Origin of the sequence: Nonomuraea sp. NPDC023979, assembly GCF_040639085.1 — a bacterium.
Taxonomy (GTDB): Bacteria; Actinomycetota; Actinomycetes; order Streptosporangiales; family Streptosporangiaceae; genus Nonomuraea; species Nonomuraea ceibae.
Genome location: NZ_JBEZZG010000004.1, coordinates 115,366 through 139,226 on the forward strand (window position 1 = coordinate 115,366; position 23,861 = coordinate 139,226).

At 72.9% G+C, this 23,861-nt stretch carries 22 protein-coding genes; 14 read left to right on the forward strand and 8 right to left on the reverse strand.

Going from position 1 to position 23,861, the window contains the following annotated elements; all coding sequences use genetic code 11:
• Nucleotides 1-4 precede the first annotated feature (4 nt).
• Entirely contained in the window at nucleotides 5-1,669 is a 1,665-nt protein-coding gene (locus tag AB0G11_RS09820; protein ID WP_219509512.1) for a thiamine pyrophosphate-binding protein, read from the reverse strand.
• Between the two features lie 83 nt (nucleotides 1,670-1,752).
• Nucleotides 1,753-2,961 (reverse strand): molybdopterin molybdotransferase MoeA, encoded by a 1,209-nt coding sequence (locus tag AB0G11_RS09825; RefSeq protein WP_357585086.1) that lies wholly within the window; start codon nucleotides 2,959-2,961, stop codon nucleotides 1,753-1,755.
• A gap of 123 nt (nucleotides 2,962-3,084) precedes the next feature.
• Here AB0G11_RS09825 and AB0G11_RS09830 point away from each other — a divergent pair, with 123 nt between their 5' ends.
• From AB0G11_RS09830 to AB0G11_RS09870, 9 genes are all read left to right on the forward strand, one after another.
• Nucleotides 3,085-4,062: a 2-dehydropantoate 2-reductase gene (locus AB0G11_RS09830; protein ID WP_219509510.1), complete on the forward strand. Its 978-nt coding sequence runs from the start codon at nucleotides 3,085-3,087 to the stop codon at nucleotides 4,060-4,062.
• Nucleotides 4,063-4,100: 38 nt separating this feature from the next.
• A complete protein-coding gene (locus AB0G11_RS09835) occupies nucleotides 4,101-6,002 on the forward strand; it encodes a molybdopterin-dependent oxidoreductase (RefSeq protein ID WP_219509509.1) in 1,902 nt (633 codons plus the stop codon).
• A gap of 4 nt (nucleotides 6,003-6,006) precedes the next feature.
• Complete coding sequence (locus tag AB0G11_RS09840) at nucleotides 6,007-7,809, forward strand: NAD(P)H-dependent oxidoreductase subunit E (RefSeq protein WP_357585088.1); 1,803 nt, start codon at nucleotides 6,007-6,009, stop codon at nucleotides 7,807-7,809.
• Nucleotides 7,809-8,648 (forward strand): 2Fe-2S iron-sulfur cluster-binding protein, encoded by an 840-nt coding sequence (locus AB0G11_RS09845; protein ID WP_308125970.1) that lies wholly within the window; start codon nucleotides 7,809-7,811, stop codon nucleotides 8,646-8,648. Before AB0G11_RS09840 ends, AB0G11_RS09845 begins: the two co-directional genes overlap by 1 nt.
• Nucleotides 8,641-9,501 (forward strand): formate dehydrogenase accessory sulfurtransferase FdhD, encoded by an 861-nt coding sequence (gene fdhD, locus AB0G11_RS09850; RefSeq protein ID WP_357585090.1) that lies wholly within the window; start codon nucleotides 8,641-8,643, stop codon nucleotides 9,499-9,501. The genes AB0G11_RS09845 and fdhD overlap by 8 nt, the downstream gene beginning before the upstream one ends.
• A gap of 104 nt (nucleotides 9,502-9,605) precedes the next feature.
• Nucleotides 9,606-10,598, forward strand: coding sequence for a metal ABC transporter substrate-binding protein (locus tag AB0G11_RS09855; RefSeq protein WP_357585092.1), 993 nt, complete (start codon nucleotides 9,606-9,608; stop codon nucleotides 10,596-10,598).
• The gene (locus tag AB0G11_RS09860; protein ID WP_219509504.1) at nucleotides 10,586-11,371 is read left to right on the forward strand and encodes a metal ABC transporter ATP-binding protein; all 786 of its coding nucleotides are present in this window, start codon (nucleotides 10,586-10,588) and stop codon (nucleotides 11,369-11,371) included. Before AB0G11_RS09855 ends, AB0G11_RS09860 begins: the two co-directional genes overlap by 13 nt.
• Nucleotides 11,368-12,237 (forward strand): metal ABC transporter permease, encoded by an 870-nt coding sequence (locus tag AB0G11_RS09865; protein WP_219509503.1) that lies wholly within the window; start codon nucleotides 11,368-11,370, stop codon nucleotides 12,235-12,237. The genes AB0G11_RS09860 and AB0G11_RS09865 overlap by 4 nt, the downstream gene beginning before the upstream one ends.
• A complete protein-coding gene (locus tag AB0G11_RS09870; protein ID WP_219509502.1) occupies nucleotides 12,234-12,623 on the forward strand; it encodes a transcriptional repressor in 390 nt (129 codons plus the stop codon). The genes AB0G11_RS09865 and AB0G11_RS09870 overlap by 4 nt, the downstream gene beginning before the upstream one ends.
• Here AB0G11_RS09870 and AB0G11_RS09875 read toward each other — a convergent pair.
• Nucleotides 12,563-13,459, reverse strand: coding sequence for a DMT family transporter (locus tag AB0G11_RS09875; protein ID WP_308125968.1), 897 nt, complete (start codon nucleotides 13,457-13,459; stop codon nucleotides 12,563-12,565). The genes AB0G11_RS09870 and AB0G11_RS09875 overlap by 61 nt on opposite strands.
• Before the next feature lie 91 nt (nucleotides 13,460-13,550).
• Between AB0G11_RS09875 and AB0G11_RS09880 the strand changes: the two genes are divergently transcribed.
• The gene (locus AB0G11_RS09880) at nucleotides 13,551-14,099 is read left to right on the forward strand and encodes a CGNR zinc finger domain-containing protein (protein ID WP_219509500.1); all 549 of its coding nucleotides are present in this window, start codon (nucleotides 13,551-13,553) and stop codon (nucleotides 14,097-14,099) included.
• Between the two features lie 77 nt (nucleotides 14,100-14,176).
• On the opposite strand, the gene AB0G11_RS09885 is transcribed toward AB0G11_RS09880, so the two are convergent.
• Nucleotides 14,177-15,064 (reverse strand): aminoglycoside phosphotransferase family protein, encoded by an 888-nt coding sequence (locus AB0G11_RS09885; protein WP_357585424.1) that lies wholly within the window; start codon nucleotides 15,062-15,064, stop codon nucleotides 14,177-14,179.
• Between the two features lie 87 nt (nucleotides 15,065-15,151).
• Nucleotides 15,152-16,342 carry an aminotransferase class V-fold PLP-dependent enzyme gene (locus tag AB0G11_RS09890; protein WP_357585094.1) on the reverse strand — a complete coding sequence of 397 codons (1,191 nt, stop codon included), beginning with the start codon at nucleotides 16,340-16,342 and terminating at the stop codon, nucleotides 15,152-15,154.
• Between the two features lie 49 nt (nucleotides 16,343-16,391).
• Between AB0G11_RS09890 and AB0G11_RS09895 the strand changes: the two genes are divergently transcribed.
• Complete coding sequence (locus AB0G11_RS09895; RefSeq protein WP_357585096.1) at nucleotides 16,392-17,756, forward strand: PLP-dependent aminotransferase family protein; 1,365 nt, start codon at nucleotides 16,392-16,394, stop codon at nucleotides 17,754-17,756.
• 48 nt (nucleotides 17,757-17,804) lie between these two features.
• Here the strand turns inward: AB0G11_RS09895 and AB0G11_RS09900 are convergent, their stop codons facing one another.
• The 3 genes from AB0G11_RS09900 to recO are packed head-to-tail and all read right to left on the reverse strand — an operon-like array spanning nucleotide 17,805 to nucleotide 19,812.
• A complete protein-coding gene (locus AB0G11_RS09900; protein WP_219507584.1) occupies nucleotides 17,805-18,278 on the reverse strand; it encodes a potassium channel family protein in 474 nt (157 codons plus the stop codon).
• Nucleotides 18,279-18,307: 29 nt separating this feature from the next.
• Nucleotides 18,308-19,081: an isoprenyl transferase gene (locus AB0G11_RS09905; RefSeq protein WP_219507583.1), complete on the reverse strand. Its 774-nt coding sequence runs from the start codon at nucleotides 19,079-19,081 to the stop codon at nucleotides 18,308-18,310.
• Nucleotides 19,078-19,812, reverse strand: a complete 735-nt coding sequence (recO, locus tag AB0G11_RS09910) for a DNA repair protein RecO (protein WP_219507581.1) — start codon at nucleotides 19,810-19,812, stop codon at nucleotides 19,078-19,080. Before recO ends, AB0G11_RS09905 begins: the two co-directional genes overlap by 4 nt.
• A gap of 147 nt (nucleotides 19,813-19,959) precedes the next feature.
• Here recO and AB0G11_RS09915 point away from each other — a divergent pair, with 147 nt between their 5' ends.
• From AB0G11_RS09915 to AB0G11_RS09925, 3 genes are all read left to right on the forward strand, one after another.
• Nucleotides 19,960-21,504 (forward strand): CDP-alcohol phosphatidyltransferase family protein, encoded by a 1,545-nt coding sequence (locus AB0G11_RS09915; RefSeq protein WP_219507579.1) that lies wholly within the window; start codon nucleotides 19,960-19,962, stop codon nucleotides 21,502-21,504.
• On the forward strand, nucleotides 21,501-22,220 hold the full coding sequence (locus AB0G11_RS09920; protein WP_357585097.1) for a DUF5941 domain-containing protein: 720 nt from the start codon (nucleotides 21,501-21,503) through the stop codon (nucleotides 22,218-22,220). Before AB0G11_RS09915 ends, AB0G11_RS09920 begins: the two co-directional genes overlap by 4 nt.
• A 207-nt stretch (nucleotides 22,221-22,427) precedes the next feature.
• Complete coding sequence (locus AB0G11_RS09925) at nucleotides 22,428-23,840, forward strand: glycoside hydrolase family 16 protein (protein ID WP_357585099.1); 1,413 nt, start codon at nucleotides 22,428-22,430, stop codon at nucleotides 23,838-23,840.
• Nucleotides 23,841-23,861 lie beyond the last annotated feature (21 nt).

Sequence of the window (23,861 nt, forward strand, 5' to 3'; positions counted from 1 at the left end):
TGCCCTACTTGTACATGGTCTGGTTCATGGTGCCGGGCGCGTACACGTCGGGATCGACCCAGACGTTGATCAGCGACGGCTTGCCGGACTCGCGGGCCCGCTCCAGCGCGGGGCGGATCTCGGCCGGGTCGCGGACCTCCTCGCCGTAGCCGCCGAGCAGCTCGGCGAACTCGCCGTAGCGGATGTCGCCCAGCGTGTTGCCGACGCGGGCGCGGTCCTCGCCGTACTTGGCGGCCTGGCCGTAGCGGATCTGGTTCATCGAGGAGTTGTTGCCGATGACGCCGATGAACGGCAGGTCGAAGCGGACCATCGTCTCGAAGTCCCAGCCGGTGAGGCTGAAGGCGCCGTCGCCGAACAGGCACAGCACCTCCTTGTCGCGCCTGGCCTGCTTGGCGGCCATCGCGAACGCCATGCCGACGCCCAGCGTGCCGAGCGGGCCCGGGTCCATCCAGTGGCCGGGCGACTTGGGCTGGACGACCTGGCCGGAGAAGGTGACGATGTCGCCGCCGTCGCCGATGTAGATGGTGTCCTCGGTGAGGAACTCGTTGATCTCGTGGACCAGCCGGTACGGGTCGATCGGCTGGGCGGCGGAGAGCTGGCGCGGCAGCCGCTTGTCGTAGGCCGCGGCCTCGACCGCGCGCAGCTCCTCGATCCACTCCTTGCGCCTGGCCGCCGAGTCGGAGACCCGGCCGCTGGCCGCCTGCGCCGTGGCGGCCAGGATGAGCCCGGCGTCGCCGACGATGCCCAGGTCGATGTCCCGGTTCTTGCCGACGGTGCGGTAGTCGAGGTCGATCTGCACCACCGTCGCCGTCGGCGACAGCCGCTTGCCGTAGCCCATCCGGAAGTCGAACGGCGTCCCGACGATGATGATCAGGTCGGCCTCGGTGAAGGCGTAGCGGCGGCTGAGCTGGAAGTGGTGCGGGTCGCCGGGCGGCAGCGTGCCCCGGGCCGAGCCGTTCATGTAGGCGGGCACGTTGAGCTGGCGGACGAAGTCGATCGCCGCGTCCGTGGCCCGGCAGGTCCATACCTGGCTGCCGAGCAGGATGCACGGCTTGTCCGCGTGGGCCAGCAGGTCGGCCAGCTTCTCGACGGCCTCCGGGTCGCCGGCCTGGCGGGTGGAGGCCCGGTAGTTCTTCGGGATGCGCGCCTTCTCCAGCGGCACCTTCGCGTCCAGCACGTCGCGCGGGATCTCCAGGAACGACGGGCCCGGCGCGCCGTGGTAGCACTCGCGGAAGGCCATCGACACGATGTCGGCCACCCGTTCCGTGCTCGGCACCGTCGCGGCGAACTTGGTGATCGGCGTCATCATGTCGACGTGCGGGAGGTCCTGCAGCGAGCCCATCTTGTGCTGGCTCAGCGCCCCCTGCCCGCCGATCAGCAACATCGGGCTCTCGGCGCGGAACGCGTTGGCCACGCCGGTGACCGCGTCCGTCGTGCCGGGGCCGGCGGTGACCACCGCGCAGCCGGGCTTGCCGGTGATGCGCGCGTAGCCGTCGGCCGCGTGCGCGGCCACCTGCTCGTGGCGCACGTCGATGACCTCGATGCCCTCATCGACGCAGCCGTCGTAGATGTCGATGATGTGCCCGCCGCAGAGCGTGTAGATCACGTCCACGCCCTCGGCCTTGAGCGCCTTGGCCACCAGATGACCGCCAGAGATCGTTTCCGACATCGATGCGTCCCTTTCCCAGCGACTGTCTCCCGCATACTGCATACCGTATGAACGCAATGGTTACCCTGCCGTCACCGGCCTGTCTAGCCCCCCTCGGGCAACTCGATCAGCTCGACCGGCTCCCCGGACCACCCCGCGGGCACCACGGCCAGGGCATCCGCCATCGCCGCGCCCCACAGAGATCCCGGCCGGTCGTGCCCGACCGGCACCGCCCCGCGGCCCGACCGGCGCACCGGCACCAGCCGCGTGTCCCTCGGATGCGTCCGCACCGTCCCCGCCAGCGCGCTCACCTCCGTACGCTCCTCCAGGCCGGACATCGCGCGCAGCATCGGCGCCAGCAGCGTCACCGCCGCCGCCAGCGCCGCGAACGGGTTCCCCGGCAGGCCGACGACCCACGTCCCGTGCGGTGTCCGCGCCAGCAACTGCGGGTGGCCGGGGCGTACCGCAACCCCGTCCACCAGCACCTCCGCGCCGAGGTCGGCGAGCACCCCGCGCAGGTGGTCGGCGGGCCCCTTCGAGGACGCCCCGCACCCGACCACGACCTCGGCGGGGACGGCGGGGGCCAGGGCGTCGCGCAGCGGGCCGGGGCCGTCGGGGAGGCGGACGCTCTCCGTGAGCCGGCCGCCCGCCCACGCGACCAGGCCCGGCAGGAAGGGGCCGATGGCGTCGCGGACCCGGCCCGGAGCAGGCAGACCGTGGCCGACGACCTCGTCACCGGTCACCAGGACCCGCACCCGGGGCCTGGGGCGGACCCGGAGCGTGTCATGGCCGAGCGCCGCGGCGAGCCCGAGCACCACGGGGCTCACCAGCGCGCCGGCCCCCAGCACGACGGCGCCCTCGGCGACGTCCTCGCCGCGCCGACGCACGTGGCGGCCGTCCTCGGCGTCGCCGCCGACCCACAGCGCGCCTCCCGATCCGCGCGCCCCGCCTGAGGGGCGGACGGACTGCTCGTACGGCAGGACCGCCGACGTGCCGGCCGGGACCGGGGCGCCGGTGGCGATCTCGACCGCCTCCCCCGGCGACAGCGCCCCGGCGTACGGCGCGCCGCCCGCGAGGACGTGGGCCACGACGCGCCAGGGCGGCGGCCCGCAGACCGCGTAGCCGTCCATGGCGGCCACGTCCACGCCGGGGACGGGCACCAGGGCCCGCAGCGGATCGGCGAGGCGGCGGCCGGCGGCGTCGGCGAGCGGCACCGGGACGGGATCGAGCGGACGGGCGCATCCGGCGGCCAGGTCTCTGGCGGCGGCCCAGGACAGGGCCTCCAGCACGGGTTCGTCACGGAGAACGGTCATGAAGCGGCTCCCTTGACCCCAAATTTTCCATACTGTATACCGAATGCACTGCGGGTCGCATCCACCGGCCCGCGGTGGGCCGGGGGGCCGGACATACGATCCGACGCGAGAACGGAGCGCAGCATGAAGGTCGCTGTTCTTGGCGCCGGCGCCATCGGCGCGTACGTGGGCGCCGCCCTCCACAGGGCGGGAGTCGAGGTGCACCTCATCGCCAGAGGTGAGCACCTGGACGCCATACGCAGATCCGGTGTGCGGGTGCTCAGCCCGAGGGGCGACTTCGTCGCCCGTCCCCACGCCACCGACGACCCCCACCAGGTCGGCCCGGTGGACCACGTCTTCCTGGGCCTCAAGGCGAACAGCTACGCCGCCGCGGGCCCCATGATCAAGCCACTGCTGCACGAGGCCACGAGCATCATCGCCGCGCAGAACGGCATCCCCTGGTGGTACTTCCACGGGCTCAAGGGCCCGTACGAGGGCTACCGCATCCAGAGCGTCGACCCGGGAGGGGCGGTCAGCGCGGCGCTGCCCCTGGAACGGGCCATCGGCTGCGTCGTCTACGCCGCGACCGAGATCGAGGAGCCGGGCGTCATCCGGCACCTGGAGGGCACCCGGTTCTCCATCGGCGAGCCCGACGGCACGCTGACGCGCCGGTGCGCCGCGTTCAGCGACGCGGCGGTGGCCGGCGGGCTCAAGTGCCCGGTCGAGCGGGACCTGCGGCGCGACGTGTGGATCAAGCTGATGGGCAACATCGCCTTCAACCCGATCAGCGCGCTGGCCCGGGCGACCATGGCCGGGATCTGCCGCCACGACGGCACCAGGGAGCTGGTGCGGGCCATGATGCGCGAGACCGTGGAGGTGGCGGCGAACGTCGGCTGCGATCCCGGGATCTCCATCGAGCGCAGGCTGCGCGGGGCCGAGAAGGCGGGCGAGCACAAGACGTCCACGCTCCAGGACCTGGAGAAGGGCAAGCCGCTGGAGCTGGACGTGCTGCTCGCGGCGGTGGTCGAGCTGGCCGACCTGACCGGCGCGCAGGTGCCGACGCTGCGCGCGATCCACGCGGTGAGCGACCTCCTGGCGGAGAACCTTGTCCGAGCGGTCTAGCGAGGCATACCGTAGATTGTATACAGAATGGAGGGATCATGAGCTATGACCGCCTGACCCGTCCACTGGTGCGCGAGGACGGCGTGCTGCGCGAGGCCACCTGGGAAGAGGCGCTGACCCGCGCCGCCGAGGGGTTCCGGCGCAACGTCGACAAACACGGCCCCGACAGCTTCGCCATGCTGTCGTGCGCCCGTTCCACCAACGAGATGAACTACGTCGGGCAGAAGTTCACCCGCGTGGTGATCGGCACCAACAACGTGGACTCCTGCAACCGCACCTGCCACGCGCCCAGCGTGGCGGGGCTCTCGGCCGTGTTCGGCAGTGGTGGCGGCACCTCCTCCTACCAGGAGGTCGAGGACACCGACGTGATCGTGATGTGGGGCTCCGCGGCGCGGAACGCCCACCCGATCTTCTTCCAGCACGTGCTGAAAGGCATCCACAACGGGGCCCGGATGTTCGCCGTGGACCCGCGCCGCACCGGCACCGCCCAGTGGGCCGACCTGTGGCTGGGGCTGAACGTGGGCACCGACATCCCGCTCGCCCACGCCATCGCCCGCGAGATCATCCACGCCGGGCTGCAGAACCAGGAGTTCATCGACCGCGCCACGACCGGCTACGAGGAGTTCCGCGCGTGCGTCGAGCCGTGGACGCTGAGCGCCGCCGAGCAGGTCACCGGCGTGCCCGCGCACGCCATCCGCGAGCTGGCGCACGCCTACGCCCGCGCCGACCGCGCCCAGCTGTGCTGGACCCTCGGCATCACCGAGCACCACAACGCCACCGACAACGTCCGGGCGCTGATCAACCTGGCCCTGCTGACCGGCCACGTCGGCCGCTACGGCTCGGGCCTGTCGCCGCTGCGCGGCCAGAACAACGTGCAGGGCGGCGGCGACATGGGCGCCATCCCCAACCGGCTGCCCGGCTTCCAGGACCTCCTCGACCCGGCGATCAGGCGGAAGTTCGAGACGGCCTGGGGCGTCGGCATCCAGCCGCGCTACGGCCACAACCTGACCCAGATGCTGGAGGCGATGGCCGAGGGCGAGGTCACCACCTGCTACCTCATCGGCGAGAACCCGGTGCAGTCCGAGGCCGACTCGCTGGCCTGCATCAAGCGCCTGTCCATGCTCGACCACCTCGTCGTGCAGGACATCTTCCTCACCAAGACCGCCCAGATGGCCGACGTGGTGCTGCCCGCCAGCGCCGCGTGGTGCGAGGCCGACGGCACGTTCACCAACAGCGAGCGGCGGGTGCAGCGGGTGCGCAAGGCCCTCGACCCGCCGGGCGAGGCGCGCGACGACATCTGGATCATGTGCGAGCTGGCCCGCCGCCTGGGCCACGACTGGCACTACGACGGCGCCGAGGAGGTCTGGAACGAGCTGCGCGCCCTGTCCCCCGACCACAGCGGCATGACCTACCGGCGGCTGGAGGAGCTGCACGGCATCCAGTGGCCGTGCCCGTCGGAGGACGCCATCGAGCCGCCCTACCTGCACGGGCGGCTGTGGGAGAGCGACCCGGTCAAGCGGGGCACGCCCGCGCCGTTCGCGGTGCTGCGCCACTCGCCGCCGGTCGACCTGCTGGACGAGGAGTACCCGCTCCGGCTGACGACCGGGCGGCGGCTGGACTCGTACAACACCGGCGTGCAGTCGTCGGGGTTCGCCTCGCCGCTGCGGCGGGGCGAGACGGTCGAGATGTCGCCGGAGGACGCCGAGCGGCTGGAGCTGGTCGCCGGTGAAGAGGTGCGGATCAGCTCGCGGCGCGGCTCGGTGGTCGCGCCGGTGTTCATCGACCCCGGCCTGCGGCCCGGGCTGGTGTTCATGACGTTCCACTTCCCGGACGAGGTGGACACCAACGCCCTGACCATCGAGGCCACCTGCCCCATCGCGGGCACGGCCGAGTTCAAGGCGGCAGCCGTACGCGTCGAGAAGCTCGTCAAGGCCGGGTGAACAGATGGATCTGAGGTTCCGTGACGCGCAGCCGTCCGCCGAGGAGCGCGCCGCCGTCGACGCGCTGCTCGGCCCGCCGGCCACCGGCTGGGAGGGCGGCGCCAGGACGGAGGCGGAGCTGCGTTACGCGGCTCGCCCCGAACCGGCCCGCGACCTGCTGCTGCCCGCCCTGCACGCGGTCAACGACCGGGTCGGGTGGATCAGCGAGGGCGCGCTGGACTACATCTGCCGCCGCCTCACCGTCCCGCCCGCCGAGGCGTACGGGGTGGCGTCGTTCTACTCTCTGCTGTCGCTGAAGCCGCGTCCGGCGCGGGTGCTGCACCTCTGCACCGACCTGGCCTGCCAGGCGCGCGGCGCCGAGGACGTGCGCAAGCGCGTCGAGGCGCGGCTCGGCCCGGCGGGCTCCTCCTGGCAGCCCAGCCCGTGCCTGGGCCTGTGCGAGCGCGCCCCGGCCGCCCTGGCGATCGAGGCCGGCGAGACCCCGTCCACCCAGGTGTACGGGCCGGTCCAGGGGGACGAGGTCACCGTGCCGCACGGCTCCAACGGCCACGGGCCGGCCGGCTGGGAGCCGCCCGCCGAGGCGGCCGTGCCCCAGGCCGGGCGCGACGGCCTGGTGCTGCTGAAACGGATCGGCGTGGTCGACCCGGCCGGCCTGGACGCCTACCGGGCCACCGGGGGCTACGCGGCGCTGCGGCGGGCCTTCCAGCTCGGCCCGGCGGGCGTGATCCGGGAGGTGCTGGAGTCCGGCCTGGTCGGCAGGGGTGGCGCGGCCTTCCCGACGGGCCGGAAGTGGGACGCCACCGCCCGCCAGCCGGACCACCCGCACTACCTGGTGTGCAACGCCGACGAGAGCGAGCCGGGCACCTTCAAGGACCGCGTGATCATGGAGGGCGACCCGTACGCGCTCGTCGAGGCCATGACGATCGCCGCCTACGCCACCGGCTGCGCCAAGGGCTACCTCTACGTCCGGGGCGAGTACCCGCGGGCGGTGCGGCGGCTGGAGCACGCGATGGCCACGGCGCGCTCGCGCGGCCTGCTCGGCGCGGACATCCTGGGCCAGGGCTTCTCCTTCGACATCGAGCTGCGCCGGGGCGCGGGCGCGTACATCTGCGGCGAGGAGACCGCGATCTTCAACTCGATCGAGGGCTTCCGCGGCGAGCCGCGCAGCAAGCCGCCGTTCCCGGTGGAGAAGGGCCTGTTCGGCAAGCCGACCGTGGTCAACAACGTGGAGACGCTGGTCAACGTGCTGCCGATCCTGGAGCACGGCGCCCAGGCGTACGCGGCGGTCGGCACCGAGGGCTCGACCGGCACCAAGCTGTTCTGCGTGTCGGGCAGCGTGGACCGGCCCGGCAGCTACGAGCTGCCGTTCGGCGCGACGCTGCGCGAGCTGCTCGACCTGGCCAGGCCCGCCGGGACGCTCAAGGCGGTGCTGCTCGGCGGCGCGGCCGGGGCGTTCGTGACGGACCTGGACGTGCCGCTCACGTTCGAGGGCACCCGGGCGGCGGGCGCCACGCTCGGCTCCGGCGTCGTCCTCGTGCTGGACGACACCGTCGATCTCAAGCACATCCTGCTGCGCATCGCCGAGTTCTTCAGGGACGAGTCGTGCGGCCAGTGCGTGCCCTGCCGCGTGGGCACCGTACGGCAGGAGGAGGCCCTGCACCGGCTGTCGGAGCGCGTGGACGAGAGCGACCTGCTCCTGCTGCGCGAGGTCGGGCGGACCATGCGGGACGCCTCGATCTGCGGCCTCGGACAGACCGCATGGAACGCGGTGGAATCGGCCATCGACCGCTTGGGGGTATACAAGTGATCCCGCTCCAGCCGCCCCGGCGGCTCGTCGACGTGCAGATCGACGGCGAGACCGTCCGGGTGCCCGAGGGCTCGACGATCCTGGACGCCTGCCAGGCGGCGGGCAAGGACGTCCCGACGCTCTGCTACGGCGACACGCTCACCCCCAAGAACGCCTGCCGGGTGTGCGTCGTCGAGGTCGAGGGGTCGCGCACCCTGGCCCCGGCCTGCTCCAGGAAGGTCGAGGCCGGCATGACCGTCGGCACCGACACCGAGCGCGCCCGCCACAGCCGCAAGGTGGTGCTGGAGCTGCTCGGCTCGTCGGTGGACCTGTCGACCACCCCGCGGGCGGCCGGCTGGATCGAGGAGTACGGCGCCGAGCCCGGCAGGTTCGGCGACGACGCGGCCACGGTCGAGCAGCCCGCCAAGGTCGACAACGAGCTCTACGTGCGCGACTACAGCAAGTGCATCATGTGCTACAAGTGCGTCGACGCCTGCGGCGACCAGTGGCAGAACTCCTTCGCCATCGCCGTGGCCGGCCGCGGCTTCGACTCGCACATCTCCACCGAGTTCGACGCCCCGCTCACCGACTCGGCCTGTGTTTACTGCGGCAACTGCGTCGAGGTGTGCCCGACCGGGGCGCTGTCGTTCAAGTCGGAGTTCGACATGCGCGCCGCCGGGACCTGGGACGAGTCGCGGCAGACGCAGACCACGACGATCTGCAGCTACTGCGGCGTCGGCTGCAACCTGACGCTGCACGTACAGGACAACAAGATCGTGAAGGTCAGCTCGCCGCACGACAACCCCGTCACCAAGGGCAACCTCTGCGTCAAGGGCCGCTTCGGGTACGGGTATGTCTAGGGTCGCCGTCAAGCGCCGCATCCTGCGCATCAGGGACTCCGCCCCGACGCGCAGGGTCGACTCGCTGGCCGCCGAGGAGCCCCTGGAGATCCGCCTCGACGGCACGCCGCTGACCGTCACCATGCGGACGCCGGGCGACGACTTCGACCTGGCCGCCGGGTTCCTGGTCAGCGAGGGCGCGGTCGCCTCGGCCGGCGACATCGCGACCATCCGCTACTGCGCGGGGGCCCTGGCCGACGGGCGGAACACGTACAACGTCCTGGACGTGCGGCTCGCGCCGGGCGTCGAGGCGCCCGCGCCGCGCAACTTCTACACCACCTCCTCCTGCGGCGTCTGCGGCAAGGCGTCGCTGGAGGCGGTGCGCACGGTCGCCCGCTGGTCCGCGCACGACGACCCCGTCGAGCTCGGCCAGGCGACGGTGGCGGCCCTGCCCGGCCGGCTGCGCGCGGCCCAGCGGGTCTTCGACCGGACGGGCGGGCTGCACGCGGCCGGCCTGTTCACGGCCGCGGGCGAGGCCTTGTGCGTGCGCGAGGACGTGGGGCGGCACAACGCCGTGGACAAGCTGCTCGGCTGGGCGCTGCGGCAGGGCCTGCTGCCGCTGCGCTCGACCGTGCTCATGGTCTCCGGCCGGGCCTCCTTCGAGCTGGTGCAGAAGGCGGTCATGGGGGGCATCCCGGTGCTCGCCGCGGTGTCCGCGCCCTCCTCGCTCGCGGCCGAGCTGGCCGAGGAGGAGGGGCTGACGCTGATCGGGTTCCTGCGCGGGGACTCGATGAACGTCTACGCGGGCGAGCGGCGGCTGGACATCACCCCGGGCGCCGGCAACGGCTCTGCCGGCGCGCGAACACCGGGGTGATGAGGGGATGCCGTCCGGCGCCGCCTGGCCCCCAGCACGCCGTTCGGCATCCCTACCAAGGTCGACTTTGACAACCATTTTCATTTTGCAGCATACTGACTCACATGATGTCAGGACATTCCCGCCTGCGAGCCGCCGGGCTCCTCGCGGGCGCCACGCTGCTCACGACCACCGCCTGCGGAGCCGGATCCGGCGCGACACCTGAGGCCGCCGACGGCAAGCCCCAGGTCCTCGCCGCGTTCTATCCGTTGCAGTGGCTCAGCGAGCAGATCGCGGGCCCCGACGCCCAGGTGGCCGTCCTGACCGCGCCCGGCGTCGAGCCGCACGACCTGGAGCTCGGCGCCCAGCAGATGGCCCAGCTCGAGGACGCCACGCTCACCGTCTACATCAAGGGCGTCCAGCCCGCCGTGGACGACGCGGTCGACCCCGAGCGCTCCTTCGACGCCGCCACCGCCGTGGCCACGCTCCCGGCCGGCGGGCACGCCGAGGAGGGCCACGCCGGGGAGGAGGGCCACGGCGAGGAGAGTCACGCCGAGGAAGGCCATGCCGAGGAGACTCACGCTGAGGAGGGCCACGACCACGGGGTCGCCTACGACCCGCACCTGTGGCTCGACCCGTCCCGCCTGGCCACCGTCGCCGGCAAGCTCGGCGAGCGCCTGGCCGCCGCCGACCCGGCCCACGCGCAGGGCTTCAAGGACCGCGCCGCCACCGCCGCCGCCTCGCTCACCATGCTCGACAAGGAGCTCGCCACCGGCCTGACCACCTGCGCGACGCGCACCATGGTGACCGCGCACGAGGCGTTCGGCTACCTGGCCGACCGGTATAAGCTCAAGCAGGTCGGCATCACCCTCGACCCCGAGACCGAGCCCTCGCCCGCCCGCATCGACGAGGTGGCCAAGCTCGCCAAGGCGGAGAAGGTGACGACCATCTTCACCGAGGCCCTGGTCAGCCCCAAGGTCGCCGAGGTGCTCGCCGCCGAGGTGGGCGCGAAGACGGCCGTGCTCGACCCGCTGGAGAGCAAGCCCTCGGGCGACTACCTGTCGGCCATGCGGGGCAACCTCAAGACCCTGCAGTCGGCGTTGGGATGCACACCTTGACCGAGACCGCCTTCGAGATGCGCGACGGGCGGGTGACGCTCGACCGGCGGCCCATCCTGCGCGGCATCGACCTCACCGTCAGCCCCGGCGAGGTCGTCGCCGTCATGGGCGCCAACGGCTCAGGCAAGTCCACCCTGGTCCGCGCGCTGCTCGGCCTCACGCCGCTGTCCGGCGGACAGACCCTGATGTACGGCACGCCGCCCGCCAGGTTCCGCGACTGGTGGCGCATCGGCTACGTGCCGCAGCGGCTCTCCGTCGGCGGCGGCGTGCCCGCGACCGTCGGCGAGGTCGTCACCTCGGGCCGCATCGCCCGGCAGAGCAGGCTGCGCCGCACCAGCGCCGCCGACCGGGCGGCCGTGGCGAGCGCCTTGGAGGCCGTCCGCCTGTCCGACCGGGCGCACGACCCGGTCCAGGCGCTCTCCGGCGGGCAGCAGCAGCGGGTGCTCATCGCCCGCGCCCTGGCCGGCGAGCCCGACACGTACGTGATGGACGAGCCCACCGCGGGCGTCGACGCCGCCACCCAGCAGCTCCTGGCCGACACGCTGGCCAGGCTGGTGGCAGGCGGCAAGACCATCGTGCTCGTCGCGCACGAGCTCGGCCCGCTGGAGCCGCTCATCACCCGCGGCGTCGTCGTGCGCGAAGGCCTCGTCGCGCACGACGGCCCGCCGCCCCGGCCCGAAGGCGACTGCGCCAGGCCGGGACACGAGCACGTCCACCCGCACGCCGCCGAAGCCACGGCGGGGCCGCTGCGGGGCTGGCAGGGAGAAGCATGATCGAGTTGCTCGACAGGCAGTTCTTCCAGCTCGCGCTGCTCGCGGCGCTGCTGGTCGGCCTCTGCGCGCCCGCCGTGGGCACGTTCATCGTGCAGCGCAGGCTCGCGCTGCTCGGCGACGGCATCGGGCACGTGGCGCTGACCGGCGTCGCGCTCGGGTTCCTGACCGGCACCGCGCCGGTGCTCACCGCCGTCCTCGTCGCGGTGGCCGGCGCCGTCGCCATCGAGCTGGTCAGGGCGCGCGGGCGCACCAGCGGCGACGTGGCCCTGGCCCTGATGTTCTACGGTGGCATCGCGGGCGGCGTGCTGCTCATGGGCATCGCGCCCGGCGGCAGCAACTCCAAGCTCAACTCCTACCTGTTCGGCGCCATCGCCAGCGTCACCGAGCAGGACATCTGGATCATCGGCGCGCTGGCCGTCGCCGTCCTCGCCGTCGTCGCGATCTTCGGCAGGGAGCTGTTCGTGCTCTGCCAGGACGAGGAGATGGCCCGCGCCAGCGGCCTGCCGGTGCGCTTCCTCAGCCTGCTCATCGCCGTCACCGCCGCGCTCACCGTCGTCATCGCCATGCGCGTGGTCGGCCTGCTGCTCGTCAGCGCGCTCATGGTCATCCCGGTGGCCACCAGCCAGCAGCTCACCCGCGGCTTCCGCACCACGATGCTGCTCGCCATGCTGTTCGGCGTCATCGCCGCCGTGGGCGGGCTGCTCGCCTCCACCGCCTCCACCCGGGTGCCGCCCGGGGCCTCAATCGTGCTTCTTGCCCTGGCCGGCTTCGTCCTGGCCCTGGGTGTGGGTAAATTCGTACGCCGAGGCCGATCCCAGGAGTCGACAGTGACCGAGCCAAGCACGCGTGCCGAGGAGGTCGTATGACCACGAGACGCGACGCCGTGCACGACACCCTTCGCCAGAGCGAGGGCTTCCGCAGCGCGCAGGACGTCTACGCCGAGATGCGCCAGCACGGCGCCAAGATCGGCCTGACCACCGTCTACCGCGCCCTCCAGGCGCTGGCCGATGGCGGCCACGTCGACGTGCTGCGCACCGACGACGGCGAGTCGGTCTACCGGGCGTGCGAGACCGGCGAGCACCACCACCACCTGGTCTGCCGCCGCTGCGGCCGGACCGTCGAGGTGGCCGGGCCCGCCGTCGAACGCTGGGCCGAGACCGTCGGCACCGAGCACGGGTTCACCGAGATCACTCACACGGTCGAGGTGTTCGGCACCTGCTCGTCCTGCTCGCGCACGCCGCGCCCGGCCTGACCCCGCCGCGACCCGTACAGGACGCCCAGCACCACCACCGCGCAGCCGGCGAGCTGGAGCGGCGACGGCCGCTCGCCGAGCGCGACCGCCGACAGCGCCACCGTCGTCACCGGCTGCACCAGCAGGAGCAGCGCGGTCAGCACGGCCGGCTGCCGGGGCAGCGAATAGGTGATCAGCGACCAGCCGAGCACCTGCGGCCCCAGCGCGAGCAGCAGCAGCCAGCCGTGCGCCGGCCACTCCGGCACGAAGCTCGCCCCGCCGAACAGCGGGCTCAGCGCCGCGATCGCCACCGTCGCCACCACGGTCGCGTGCGCCAGCGGCCCGGCCGCGCGGCCCGAACCGGCCTTCATCAGCAGCAGGAACGCCGCGTACGCGATCGACGTGGCCACGCCGGTCACCACCCCGAGCGCCGGGTCGGCGCCGTACGCCCCGCTGTCGAACACCCCCGAGATCAGCACCACGCCGCCGAACACCACCGGCGTGGCGATCATCAGCGGCGTCGACGGCCGCTCCCGGAACAGCGCCCACGCGGCGAACGCCACGATGAACACCTGAAGGTTGCCCAGCACGGTCGCCAGCCCCGCGCCCACGTAGTCGATCGTGTGATGCCAGAACAGCAGGTCGAACGCGAACATGAGCCCCGCCACCCACGCCAGGTAGAGCGGCTTGCCGGTCAGCGGCCCGAGCCTGCGCCGCTCCAGCCAGGCCAGCACCAGCATGGGCGGCACCGCGTACGCGCACCGGAACAGCGCCGAGGTCGCGGGCGAGACGCCCGACAGCCGGACGAGCGGGGCGGAGGTCGAGATGATCAGTGCTCCGGCGATCGCGATCAGCACGAAACGACGATGTGCACTCACCGAAACCCCCGACCCCCCGTGGGAGAGATACGCTGCGACCACGCTAGAACCGGCCCGGACAGGAGTCAATATGCCGTTTGGCCATGACATGGTGCATGCGCTGGCCACCGTCGTCGAGCTGATCAACACCTCGCCCTCCACAGGAGGGGACGACGGTCTGGCGACCCTGGCCGAGCTGCAATCCTTCGTCGACTCGCGCCAGGTGAGCGGCATCAGCACCCTCACCCCGCGCGACCTCGGACAGGTACGCATCGTACGGGAGGCGTTCCACCGCGTCTTCGTCGCCCCCGACCAGCCCACCGCCGTGCGCACCCTCAACTCGCTGCTGTCCGAGACCCGCATCACCCCACGGCTCACCGAGCACGACGGGCACCCGCTGCACGTCCACTACTTCGCGCCCGACGCCACCCTCGCCGAGCACCTGGCCGCCGACTGCGGCGTCGCCCTCGCCCACCTGCTCGTCGAGGGCGAATGGGAACGGCTGCGCACCTGCTCCGCGCCCGACTGCGAGCACGTCTTCGTCGACGAGTCGCGCAACCGGTCGCGCGTCTACTGCGACAGCCGCACCTGCGGGAACCGGATGCACGTCGCCGCCTACCGAGCCCGCCGCCGAGGCTGACCCCCTGTCGGGCCTGCCGTCCTCCCCCAGCGCGCCGCCCCAGGGAGGCAACCGGCGCGGGGAGCCGGGCACGGCCGCTAGGAGGCCGCCAGGATGCGCTGGAGGGTGCGGGCGCCGAGGCGGCTCATCGGCGGGTTGCTGTCGACGTAGTACCAGACCAGGCCCATCGCCTGCTGGAAGGCCCACGCCTTGCCGCGTTCCCATTCGAGGTCGGTGCAGCCGAGGTCGTCGCGGAGCGCCTGGCGCGGCCCGGCCTCCAGCAGGTGCCAGGCGCTCACCAGGTCCAGCGCCGGGTCGGCCGGGGCGAAGCCGCCGACGTCGAGGATGCCGGCGAGCAGGCCGCCGGACACGAGCACGTTGCCGGGGATCAGGTCGCAGTGGTTCATCACGTCGGCGCCCTCGCGGGGCAGGATCCGCAGCTCGGCCCAGAGGCGGCGCAGCCGGGGGACGTCGAGGAGGTGTTCGCTGTGGGTGAAGCAGGTCTCCATCCACGCGTCGTGGTCCTTCAGGTCGCCGCCCCGGCCGGAGCCGCTGAAGGTGCGGCCACGGGTGTCGAGGGCGCGCAGGTCGTGGACGAGGGCCGCCAGGTCGTGGGCGAAGGCGACCGATTCGCCCGGGTCCGCGTCCGTGGCCACGACGCCGGGCAGCCACGTCTGCACCGACCACGGGAGCGGGTAGCCCGCCCCGGGCTCGCCGAGCGCGACCGGCTCGGGGGTGCGGAACCGCGTACGCCCGGCCAGCTCGCCCGCCGCCCGCGCCTCCTTCTGGAGCCAGGCCCGCGTCGAGTCGACGTCGCGGGGCTCCAGGGGGAAGCGGGCGGCCAGCCCGTCGCCGATGCGGAAGATGGCGTTGACCGTGCCGTGGGCGGCGACGCCCGTGACCGGCAGGTCCCGCCACTGCGGGAACTGTTCGGCCACGAGCGCGCGGACCGTCTCGGGCGTGACTGTCAGCTGACCTGCGTGCATCTCCACGCGGATTAGCGTTCCGTGCCCGCGCCCGGGACCGCAACCGGGTTTCCGGCCGCGCTGGGACGGACGCCCGTACGGCTCCCGTCAGGGGCGGACGAGGCCGGCCACGGCCTCCGTTACGTGGCCGACCTCGTCCTCGGTGTTGTAGTAGTGCGGCGACAGGCGCAGGGCCCACTCCACGTCCTTGTCGCCGAAGTCGTACCGGGCCAGCTCGCGGAAGCTGAGCGCCGAGTTGACGCCGCGCGCGTCCAGCGCCGCCTTGAACGGCCGCGCCTGCCACCCCTCGATCGCGAACGTGACCAGCGCCCCCAGCGCCGGGCCCCGGTCCAGGACGCGTACGCCGGGGATGGCGGCCAGGCCCTCGCGCAGCAGCGCCGCCAGGGCCGGGGTGCGGCGGGCGATGGCGTCCATGCCGACCCGGCGGGCGTACGCGACGGCCGCCGCCGAGCCGAGGACCGTGGCGTACGGGAACTCCCAGTCCTCGAACCTGGCCGCGCTCTCCACCGGCTCGTAGCGGTCGGGAGCGACCCAGCGGGCCCCGTACATGTCGATGAACAGCGGCTCGTAGCCGGCGCGCAGCACGCGGTCGGACACGTACAGGAAGCCGGAGCCGCGCGGGCCGCGCAGGAACTTGCGGCAGGTGGCGGTGAGCAGGTCGCAGCCGATCTCCGCCACGTCCACGGGGTGCTGGCCGACCGACTGGCAGGCGTCGACCAGGTAGAGCAGGTCCAGTTCGCGGCAGTGCGCGCCGATCTCGGCGACCGGCTGGACGAGGCCGGAGTTGGTGGGAATGTGGGTGGCGCTGACGAGCCGGGGGCGGTGCTCGCGCATGAGGGCGGCCATCGCGGGCACGTCCACGCCGCCCTCGGGCGTGTCGGGGGCGTGCACGACGCGGACGCCGTGCCGCTTGCGCAGCGACAGGAAGGCGATCTGGTTGGAGATGAAGTCGTTGCGGGTGGTCAGGATGACGTCGCCGGGTTCGAAGGGGATCGCCGACAGCGCGGTGGCGTAGGCGTGGGTGGCGCTGGTGGCGAAGGCGATGTTGCCGGGGCCGGCGTTGATCAGCGCGGCGATCTCGGTGTAGAAGCCGCGCACCTGCTCGGCGCGGGCGGCCGACGCCTCGTAGCCGCCGATGGCCGCCTCCAGGCGGAGGTGGTCGAGCATGGCGTCCAGCACCGGCGTGGCCAGCAGCCCGCAGCCCGCGTTGTTGAAGTGGACGACCTGCTCGCAGCCCGGCGTGTCGGCCCGCAGGGCCAGAAGCGTTTCCGGGCTCAACTCAGAAGCGTTACCATGTCCTCTCATGTCCGAGAGTAGCACTTCTGAGATGGTGGCAGCTCTCCGGAAGCTGATCGCCGGGCTCGCCCCCGGTGACCGCCTGCCCAGCAGCCGCGAGCTGACCGTCCGCCACCACGTCGGCCCGGCCACCGTGTCCCGCGCGATCGCCCGGCTCGCCGCCGAGGGCGCGGTGGTGACCCGGCCGGGCAGTGGCACGTTCGTGGCCGCCCGCCCCGCGGACCAGGGCGGCGGGGCCGACACCTCCTGGCAGTCGGTGGCGCTCGCCGGGCGCGACGCCTCCGCCGAGCCGCCGGTCCCGCTGCCGGACGGCGCCGTCGCCCTGTCGGGCGGCTACCCGCACGAGTCGCTGCAGCCCACGCGGGCGCTGGCCGCCGCGCTCGCCCGCGCCGCCCGCCGTCCCGGCGCCTGGCGCCGCGCCCCGACGGCCGGGCTCGCGCCGCTGCGCGCGCTGTTCGCCCGCCAGGCGGGCGGCTCGGTGACCGCCGACGACGTGCTCGTCACCGGCGGCGGGCAGGGCGCGCTGTCGATGCTGTTCAGGGCCATCGTCGCCCCCGGCGGCCCGGTCCTCATGGAGTCGCCCACCTACCCGGGCGCGCTGGCCGCCGCCCGCGCCGCCGGGCTGCGCCCGCTGCCGGTGCCGACGGACGCCGACGGCATCCGCCCCGACCTGCTCGCCGACGCCTTCGCCATGACCGGCGCGCGGCTGCTCTACTGCCAGCCCACGTTCCACAACCCGACCGGCACGGTCCTGGCCCCCGGCAGGCGCGAGCAGGTGGTGGAGGTGGCCAGGGCGGCCGGCGCGTTCCTCGTCGAGGACGACTTCGCCCGCCATCTCGGCCACGGCGGCCCGCTGCCGCCCCCGCTGGTCTCCGGCGACCGCGACGGCACCGTCATCCACCTCACCTCGCTGACCAAGCCCGCCTCCCCCAGCCTGCGCATCGGCGCGGTGATCGCGCGCGGCCCGGTGATGCGGCGGCTGTGGGGGATGCGCTTCGTCGACGACTTCTTCACCGCCCGGCCGCTCCAGGAGGCCGCCGTCGAGCTTCTCAGCACCCCGGCTTGGGAGCGGCACCTGCGGACGCTCTCGGCCGCCCTGCGCGAGCGCTGCGCGCTGCTCGCCGCCTGTCTCGCCCGCGACCTCCCGCACTGGACGCTCACCCGGCACCCGACCGGCGGCCTGCACCTGTGGGTACGCCTGCCGGACGGCGTCCAGGACACCACGCTGGCCGACGCCGCCCGCGCCCACGGCGTCGCGGTGGACGCGGGCGCCCGCTACTTCCCCGCCGAGCCCTCGGGCCCCTTCCTGCGGCTCTCCTTCGCCGCCGCCCCGGGCCCGGCCGACCTCGCCGAGGCCACCCGCCGCCTGGCCGCGCTGCCGCCGTCACCCTCCTGAGAGAGGCGCCATCCTCTTGGGAGGGACGTCACCCTCCCGGGAGGGGCGTCACAGGTGGCGGCGCTCGCGCAGGCGGCGGGTCAGCAGGGTCGCGGCCGTGGCGAGGACGACCAGGTTGAACACCATCTGCGCCAGCACCAGCGCCCTGGCCACCTGCCCCTGCGCGTGCACGTCGCCGAAGCCGACCGTGGCCAGCGTCGAGACGGCGAAGTAGAGGGCGTCGGTGCGCGTGCGCAGCCCGGCGAACTCGTTCTCGCCCCAGACGGCCACCCCGTAGTCGGCCAGCGCGAACAGGGCGACGCCCGCCACGGTCGCCACCGCCAGGCCGGTCGCGGGCAGGGAGCCGGGCTCGGCCGTCGCCTGCCGCCTGGCCGCGCGGGCGACGCCCACCACGACCAGCGCCACCCCGGCCGCGAACACCGCCGCGCGAGCCCACCTCAGCCACAGGGGCCCGCCGGCCTCCAGCGGGACGAGGTAGTAGAGCGCGATGACCAGGGCAGAGTTCCAGATCAGTCGCCACATGTCCTGACGTTGCCCACGTCAGGGCGCGCTCAGACCTGGTTGGGCACCGCCCCGCCGTAGCGGCGGTCGCGCTTGGCGTAGATCTCGCACGCCTCCCACAGGTCGCGCCGGTCGAAGTCGGGCCAGAGCCGGTCCAGGAACACCATCTCGGCGTAGGCCGACTGCCACAGCAGGAAGTTGGAGAAGCGCTGCTCCCCCGACGAGCGGACGAACAGGTCGACCGGCGGGATCTCCGGCTCGTCGAGGTAGCGGGCGAAGACCTTCTCGTTGACCTTCGACGCCCTGACGCGGCCGGCGGCGATGTCCTCGGCCAGCTTGACCGCCGCCTCGACGATCTCGGCCTGGCCGCCGTAGTTGACGCAGAACTGCAACGTCAGCGCCCGGTTGTGCTCGGTCATCGCCTCGGCGGTCTGCAGCTCGGAGATCACGCTTTTCCACAGCCGGCCCGGCCGGCCCGCCCAGCGCACCCGCACGCCCATCGCGTTGAGCTCGTCGCGGCGGCGCCGGATCACGTCGCGGTTGAAGCCCATGAGGAAGCGCACCTCGTCGGGCGAGCGCTTCCAGTTCTCCGTGGAGAAGGCGTACGCGCTCAGGTAGGGCACGCCGAGCTCCAGGGCGCCCTCGATGACGTCGAACAGGGACGCCTCCCCCGCCTTGTGCCCCTCGGTGCGCGGCAGGCCGCGGGCCTTGGCCCAGCGGCCGTTGCCGTCCATGACGATGGCGACGTGCCGGGGCACCAGGTCGCGCGGGATCGGCGGCGGCGTCGCACCGGACGGGTGCGGCGACGGCGGGCGGGGATTCACGCGGGTTCCCTTTCTACGTGGCGCAGCGAGCGGATGCCGTGCTCCAGGTGCCATTGCAGGTAGGCCGCCACCAGGCCGCTGCACTCGGTGCGGTGGCGCGGCTCTGAGGCGTCGGCGGAGACCCAGTCGCCCCGCAGCAGCGCCGTCATGAGCCCGATCGTCTCCCCGGCGGGCACGGCCGAGCCGGCCGGGCGGCACGCCCCGCACACCACGCCGCCCGCCACGATGGCGAACGCCCTGACGGCCGGGGCCCGGCACTTGGCGCACGCCTCCAGCGCGGGCGCGTAGCCGGCGACGGCCAGCGAGCGCAGGAAGTAGGCGTCGAGCACCAGCCTGGCCTCGTGGTCGCCGTCGGCCAGCGTGCGCAGCCCGCCCACCAGCAGCAGGAACTGGCGCAGCGCCGGCTCCTTCTCGCCGTGGGTGAGCCGGTCGGCGGTCTCCAGCATCGCGGTGCCGGCGGTGTAGCGGGGGTAGTCGGCCGCCAGTGTCTCGCCGTAAGGTCTGATGGTCTCGGCCTGGGTGACCACGTCGAGGGTGCGTCCGGTGTGGAGTTGCAGATCGACGTGGGTGAACGGCTCGAGCCTTGCGCCGAAGCGCGAGGTGGTGCGGCGCACCCCCTTGGCCACGGCCCGGATCTTGCCGGTGCGCTTGGCCAGGATTGTGACGATGCGATCGGCTTCGCCGAGCTTTTGCGTGCGCAGGACCACGCCCTCGTCACGGTAGAGACTCACTCGCTCATCTTATGGCCGGGAAAGCGTCGGCACTTCGTGCTCCGGCCGTGCGGCGGTGACGCGTTGCTCAGGAACCCTTACTACACTTTGACGCCTGTCCCGCATTGCCCGATGTTCAACCCCCCGAAACCGCCTCGAAAGGGAGTCATGACCCGCGTGGTCCTGCTGGGCTCTTCGCCCGGCCCCGACACCGCTCCGACCGGCCTGAGGCTCGCCGCGCTACCCGGCAATCCCACCGTCTCCGAGCGGCTGCACAGCCAGCTTCGCACCATGGACCCGCGGCCCGCCACGATCGCGTCAGGCGACGTGGCCGCCGCCCTGCGCGCACTGGCCGAGGTCGCCGAGTCGGCGACGGAAAGCCTGTTCATCATCCCGGAAAACTCGGTCGTCCACGACGAGCTGATCTACCAGATCACCAAGTCCAAGCGCGGCGCGCTGGTGCTCGTCGCCAAGGAGCCGCGCCCGGCGGCCGGGGAGGACTCCGACGAGGACCCCGGCGCGGGACAGGAGGAGACGGCCGAGGCCGTTCCGATCGAGGAGGCAGAGCCAGAGATCGGCATGAACCGGGTCGAAGGGCTCCCGGTTCGCTCCCGCATCGGCAAGTCGCGGGTGGTGTCGATCGGCACCGCCACCCACAAGGTGACCCGGCCCAACGCCGTGCTGCTCGGCCCGGTCCACATCAGCGCGCGCAACGCGCCGGTGCTCGCCGAGACCTGCCGTCAGCTCGCCGACATGGCCGACGCCTTCGGCCCCGACGACGACCTGGTGCAGATCATCGCGTTCGGCCTGGTGCGCAACGGCGTCTCGGTCGGCATCCGCGGCCGCCGCGACCTGTTCTACCGCCGCGTCACCACCCAGGAGGAGGCCAACGAGGCCGGCTCCGAGATCATCGGCATGGACGAGGACCGGGCCAGGCTCGACAACGCCGTCAAGGGCGCCGACGGCTTCTTCACCACCTACTTCGTCTCCACCTACTCCCGCTTCATCGCCCGCTGGGCGGCCCGGCGCGGGCTGACGCCCAACCAGGTCACGCTCATCTCCATCGCGCTCGGCGTGGCCGCCGCCGCCTGCTTCGCCACCGGCGACCGGGTCGGCATGGTCGCGGGCGGCATCCTGATCTACTTCGCGTTCGTCTTCGACTGCGTCGACGGCCAGGTCGCCCGCTACGCCCGCAAGTTCGGCGTGCTCGGTGCGTGGCTCGACGCCACGTTCGACCGGTTCAAGGAGTACGTGGTCTTCGCCGGCCTGGCGATCGGCTGGGTCGTGGCTGGTCACGGCGACGACACGATCTGGATCTTCGCGCTGGCGGCGATCGGCCTGCAGTCCGTGCGCCACCTGCTCGACTTCTCCTTCGGCATCGCCAACCGGCGCGCCAAGGCGCCCGCGCAGCTCCCGACGCTGCCGCTCGACGCGCCCGACGACCGGGCCCTGCGCCAGGCGCTGGAGCGCCGCAAGGTCGAGCGCAGCCAGGGCATCCGCGGGCTGCTCAAGATGTGGACCAAGGCCGGCAAGTACCGCGCCGTCCACTGGGCCCGTAAGATGATCGTGTTCCCCATCGGCGAGCGGTTCGCGGCCATCGCGATCACCGCCGCCCTCTTCGACGCCCGCATTACCTTCCTCACGCTGGTGATCTGGGGCACCGTCGCCGCCGCCTACACCCTGACCGGACGCCTCATGAGGTCGCTCGCATGATCACCCACCCGCAGGCCGCCGCCACCCCCGCACCCGACCCGGACGAGGAACGCCGCCGCGTCCAGACCGCCCGGCTGCTCGCCTACCGTGACGACGGGCCGCTCGTCCACGCGCTCGCGGGCAAGCTCGGCAAGGGTCTGCCGCCGGTCCCCGCCACGCTCGCCGCCCTGCTGGCCGTCATCGCCGTCACCGCCGGCGGGCTGCTGGAGCCGGGGCCGATGCTGCTGGTCCCGCCGCTGATCATGGTGCTGCTGGTGCTGCCGACCGCGCCGCGCCACCACCTGGGCCGCTTCGACTGGCTGACGCCGCCGCTGCTGCGCGGCGCCGAGTTCCTCACGCTGATCGTCGTCGGGCTGACCGCCGACGCGCCGAAGTGGCTGCTGTTCGTGCTCGTGTACGTGGTCGGCTACCACACCTATGACACCGTCTACCGGACCCGGCAGTCGATCTGGCCGCCCGCCTGGGTGTTCCACGCCGGGCTCGGCTGGGAGCTGCGGCTGCTCATCATCGGCGTGGGCGCCGCCTTCGACTGGCTGACGCCGGTGCTGGCCGTGCTGACCGCCTACCTGTTCGTGCTGTTCGCCGTGGAGAGCGTGACGAGCTGGGTGCGCCTGGACAAGGCGTCCGCCCAGGCCGGCGCCGAGGCGGAGCAGGACCTGGAGGCCTCTCCCGAGGAGGCCATGGAGCAGGCCACGGGCGAGGCCGAGAAGGGCTGAGCCGCACGCTCGCGCACGAAGGGCCGGTCGCCGTCGCGACCGGCCCTTCGGCATGTCCGGGCGCCCGCGACTGAGAGCGCTCTCCCATCGGAACGGTCCCGGCGATCCGAGGCCCGGACGGACTGTTGACAGCGGGTCAACGGGTGTGTTCAGCTAATCGAGAGAGCGCTCTCTCCGGTTTGCCTCCGCACCCCCCGGGAGCAGCGAATGACGTTACGTACCCTCCGATCCCCCGGCCGCCGCCGGCTCGCGGCCGTCGCCGCGGCGCTGACGCTGGTCAGCGGCCTGCTCGTGCACGTGGCGGTGAGCGCCTCCGCCGCCGTGCCGCCCACCCCGTCCGGCTGGTCGCTGGTCTGGTCCGACGACTTCAACGGCCCCTCCGGCTCCCCGCCCTCCTCCGCCAACTGGCAGATCGACACCGGCCACGCCTACCCCGGCGGCCCCGCCAACTGGGGCACCGGCGAGATCCAGAACTACACCTCCAGCCCCTCCAACCTGGCCCTCGACGGCTCCGGCAACCTGCGCATCACCCCGCTGCGCAGCTCCTCCGGCGAGTGGACGTCGGCCCGCATCGAGACCAGGAAGGCCGACTTCAAGCCCGCCGCCGGGCGCGTCCTGCGCATCGAGGGCCGCATCCAGATGCCCAACGTCACCGGCGACGCCGCCCTCGGCTACTGGCCGGCTTTCTGGGCGCTCGGCTCCCCCTACCGGGGCAACTACTGGAACTGGCCCGGCATCGGCGAGTTCGACATCATGGAGAACGTCAACGGCGTCAACTCCGTGTGGGCCGTGCTCCACTGCGGCGTCAGCCCCGGCGGGCCGTGCAACGAGAACAACGGCCTCGGCGCCAGCCGCGTCTGCCCCGGCTCGTCGTGCCAGTCGGCCTTCCACACCTACCGCTTCGAGTGGGACCGCAGCGTCACCCCCAACCAGCTCCGCTGGTACGTGGACGGCCAGCAGTTCCACAGCGTGAGCCAGTCCCAGTTCGACGCCACCACGTGGAACAACATGACCGGGCACGCCGGCTACTTCCTGCTGCTCAACGTGGCGATGGGCGGCGGCTTCCCCAACGGCGTGGCCGGGTTCGGCACGCCGACCGCGGCCACCGTGCCGGGACGGCCGATGGTCGTCGACTACGTGGCGGTGTGGCAGAGCGGCGGCACCACCGAGCCGTCGCCGACGATCACCCCGACCTCGCCCGGCGGCGTCGACGCCCGCTCCACCATCCAGGCCGAGCGCTACCAGGCGCAGTCCGGGACGATGGTCGAGGCCACCACCGACGCGGGTGGCGGCCAGAACGTGGGCGCCATCGCCAACGGCGACTGGCTCCGCTTCGACGGGGTGAACTTCGGCGCCACGGCGGCCCGCCAGTTCAAGGCGCGCGTCGCGTCCGGGGCCGGGGCCGGCGTGAGCGGCCTGGTCCAGGTGCGGCTCGGCAGCCCGACGGCCCCGCCGATCGGCGACTTCGCGATCGGCAACACCGGCGGCTGGCAGAGCTGGCGCACGGTCCCGGCCAACATCTCACCCGTCACCGGCACCCACACCGTCTACCTGACGTTCGCCAGCGGCCAGCCGGCCGACTTCGTCAACGTCAACTGGTTCACCTTCTCCACCAGCTGACCGCCCCCGGGCCTCCCCCAT

What these genes read in the sequence shown, in the direction of transcription:
- AB0G11_RS09820 (WP_219509512.1), bottom strand. Translation starts at nt 1,669, where the DNA reads ATGTCGGAAACGATCTCTGGCGGTCATCTGGTGGCCAAGGCGCTCAAG.
- AB0G11_RS09825 (WP_357585086.1), bottom strand. Translation starts at nt 2,961, where the DNA reads ATGACCGTTCTCCGTGACGAACCCGTGCTGGAGGCCCTGTCCTGGGCC.
- AB0G11_RS09830 (WP_219509510.1), top strand. Translation starts at nt 3,085, where the DNA reads ATGAAGGTCGCTGTTCTTGGCGCCGGCGCCATCGGCGCGTACGTGGGC.
- AB0G11_RS09835 (WP_219509509.1), top strand. Translation starts at nt 4,101, where the DNA reads ATGAGCTATGACCGCCTGACCCGTCCACTGGTGCGCGAGGACGGCGTG.
- AB0G11_RS09840 (WP_357585088.1), top strand. Translation starts at nt 6,007, where the DNA reads ATGGATCTGAGGTTCCGTGACGCGCAGCCGTCCGCCGAGGAGCGCGCC.
- fdhD (WP_357585090.1), top strand. Translation starts at nt 8,641, where the DNA reads ATGTCTAGGGTCGCCGTCAAGCGCCGCATCCTGCGCATCAGGGACTCC.
- AB0G11_RS09855 (WP_357585092.1), top strand. Translation starts at nt 9,606, where the DNA reads ATGATGTCAGGACATTCCCGCCTGCGAGCCGCCGGGCTCCTCGCGGGC.
- AB0G11_RS09860 (WP_219509504.1), top strand. Translation starts at nt 10,586, where the DNA reads ATGCACACCTTGACCGAGACCGCCTTCGAGATGCGCGACGGGCGGGTG.
- AB0G11_RS09865 (WP_219509503.1), top strand. Translation starts at nt 11,368, where the DNA reads ATGATCGAGTTGCTCGACAGGCAGTTCTTCCAGCTCGCGCTGCTCGCG.
- AB0G11_RS09870 (WP_219509502.1), top strand. Translation starts at nt 12,234, where the DNA reads ATGACCACGAGACGCGACGCCGTGCACGACACCCTTCGCCAGAGCGAG.
- AB0G11_RS09880 (WP_219509500.1), top strand. Translation starts at nt 13,551, where the DNA reads ATGCCGTTTGGCCATGACATGGTGCATGCGCTGGCCACCGTCGTCGAG.
- AB0G11_RS09885 (WP_357585424.1), bottom strand. Translation starts at nt 15,064, where the DNA reads ATGCACGCAGGTCAGCTGACAGTCACGCCCGAGACGGTCCGCGCGCTC.
- AB0G11_RS09895 (WP_357585096.1), top strand. Translation starts at nt 16,392, where the DNA reads ATGGTGGCAGCTCTCCGGAAGCTGATCGCCGGGCTCGCCCCCGGTGAC.
- AB0G11_RS09900 (WP_219507584.1), bottom strand. Translation starts at nt 18,278, where the DNA reads ATGTGGCGACTGATCTGGAACTCTGCCCTGGTCATCGCGCTCTACTAC.
- AB0G11_RS09915 (WP_219507579.1), top strand. Translation starts at nt 19,960, where the DNA reads ATGACCCGCGTGGTCCTGCTGGGCTCTTCGCCCGGCCCCGACACCGCT.
- AB0G11_RS09920 (WP_357585097.1), top strand. Translation starts at nt 21,501, where the DNA reads ATGATCACCCACCCGCAGGCCGCCGCCACCCCCGCACCCGACCCGGAC.
- AB0G11_RS09925 (WP_357585099.1), top strand. Translation starts at nt 22,428, where the DNA reads ATGACGTTACGTACCCTCCGATCCCCCGGCCGCCGCCGGCTCGCGGCC.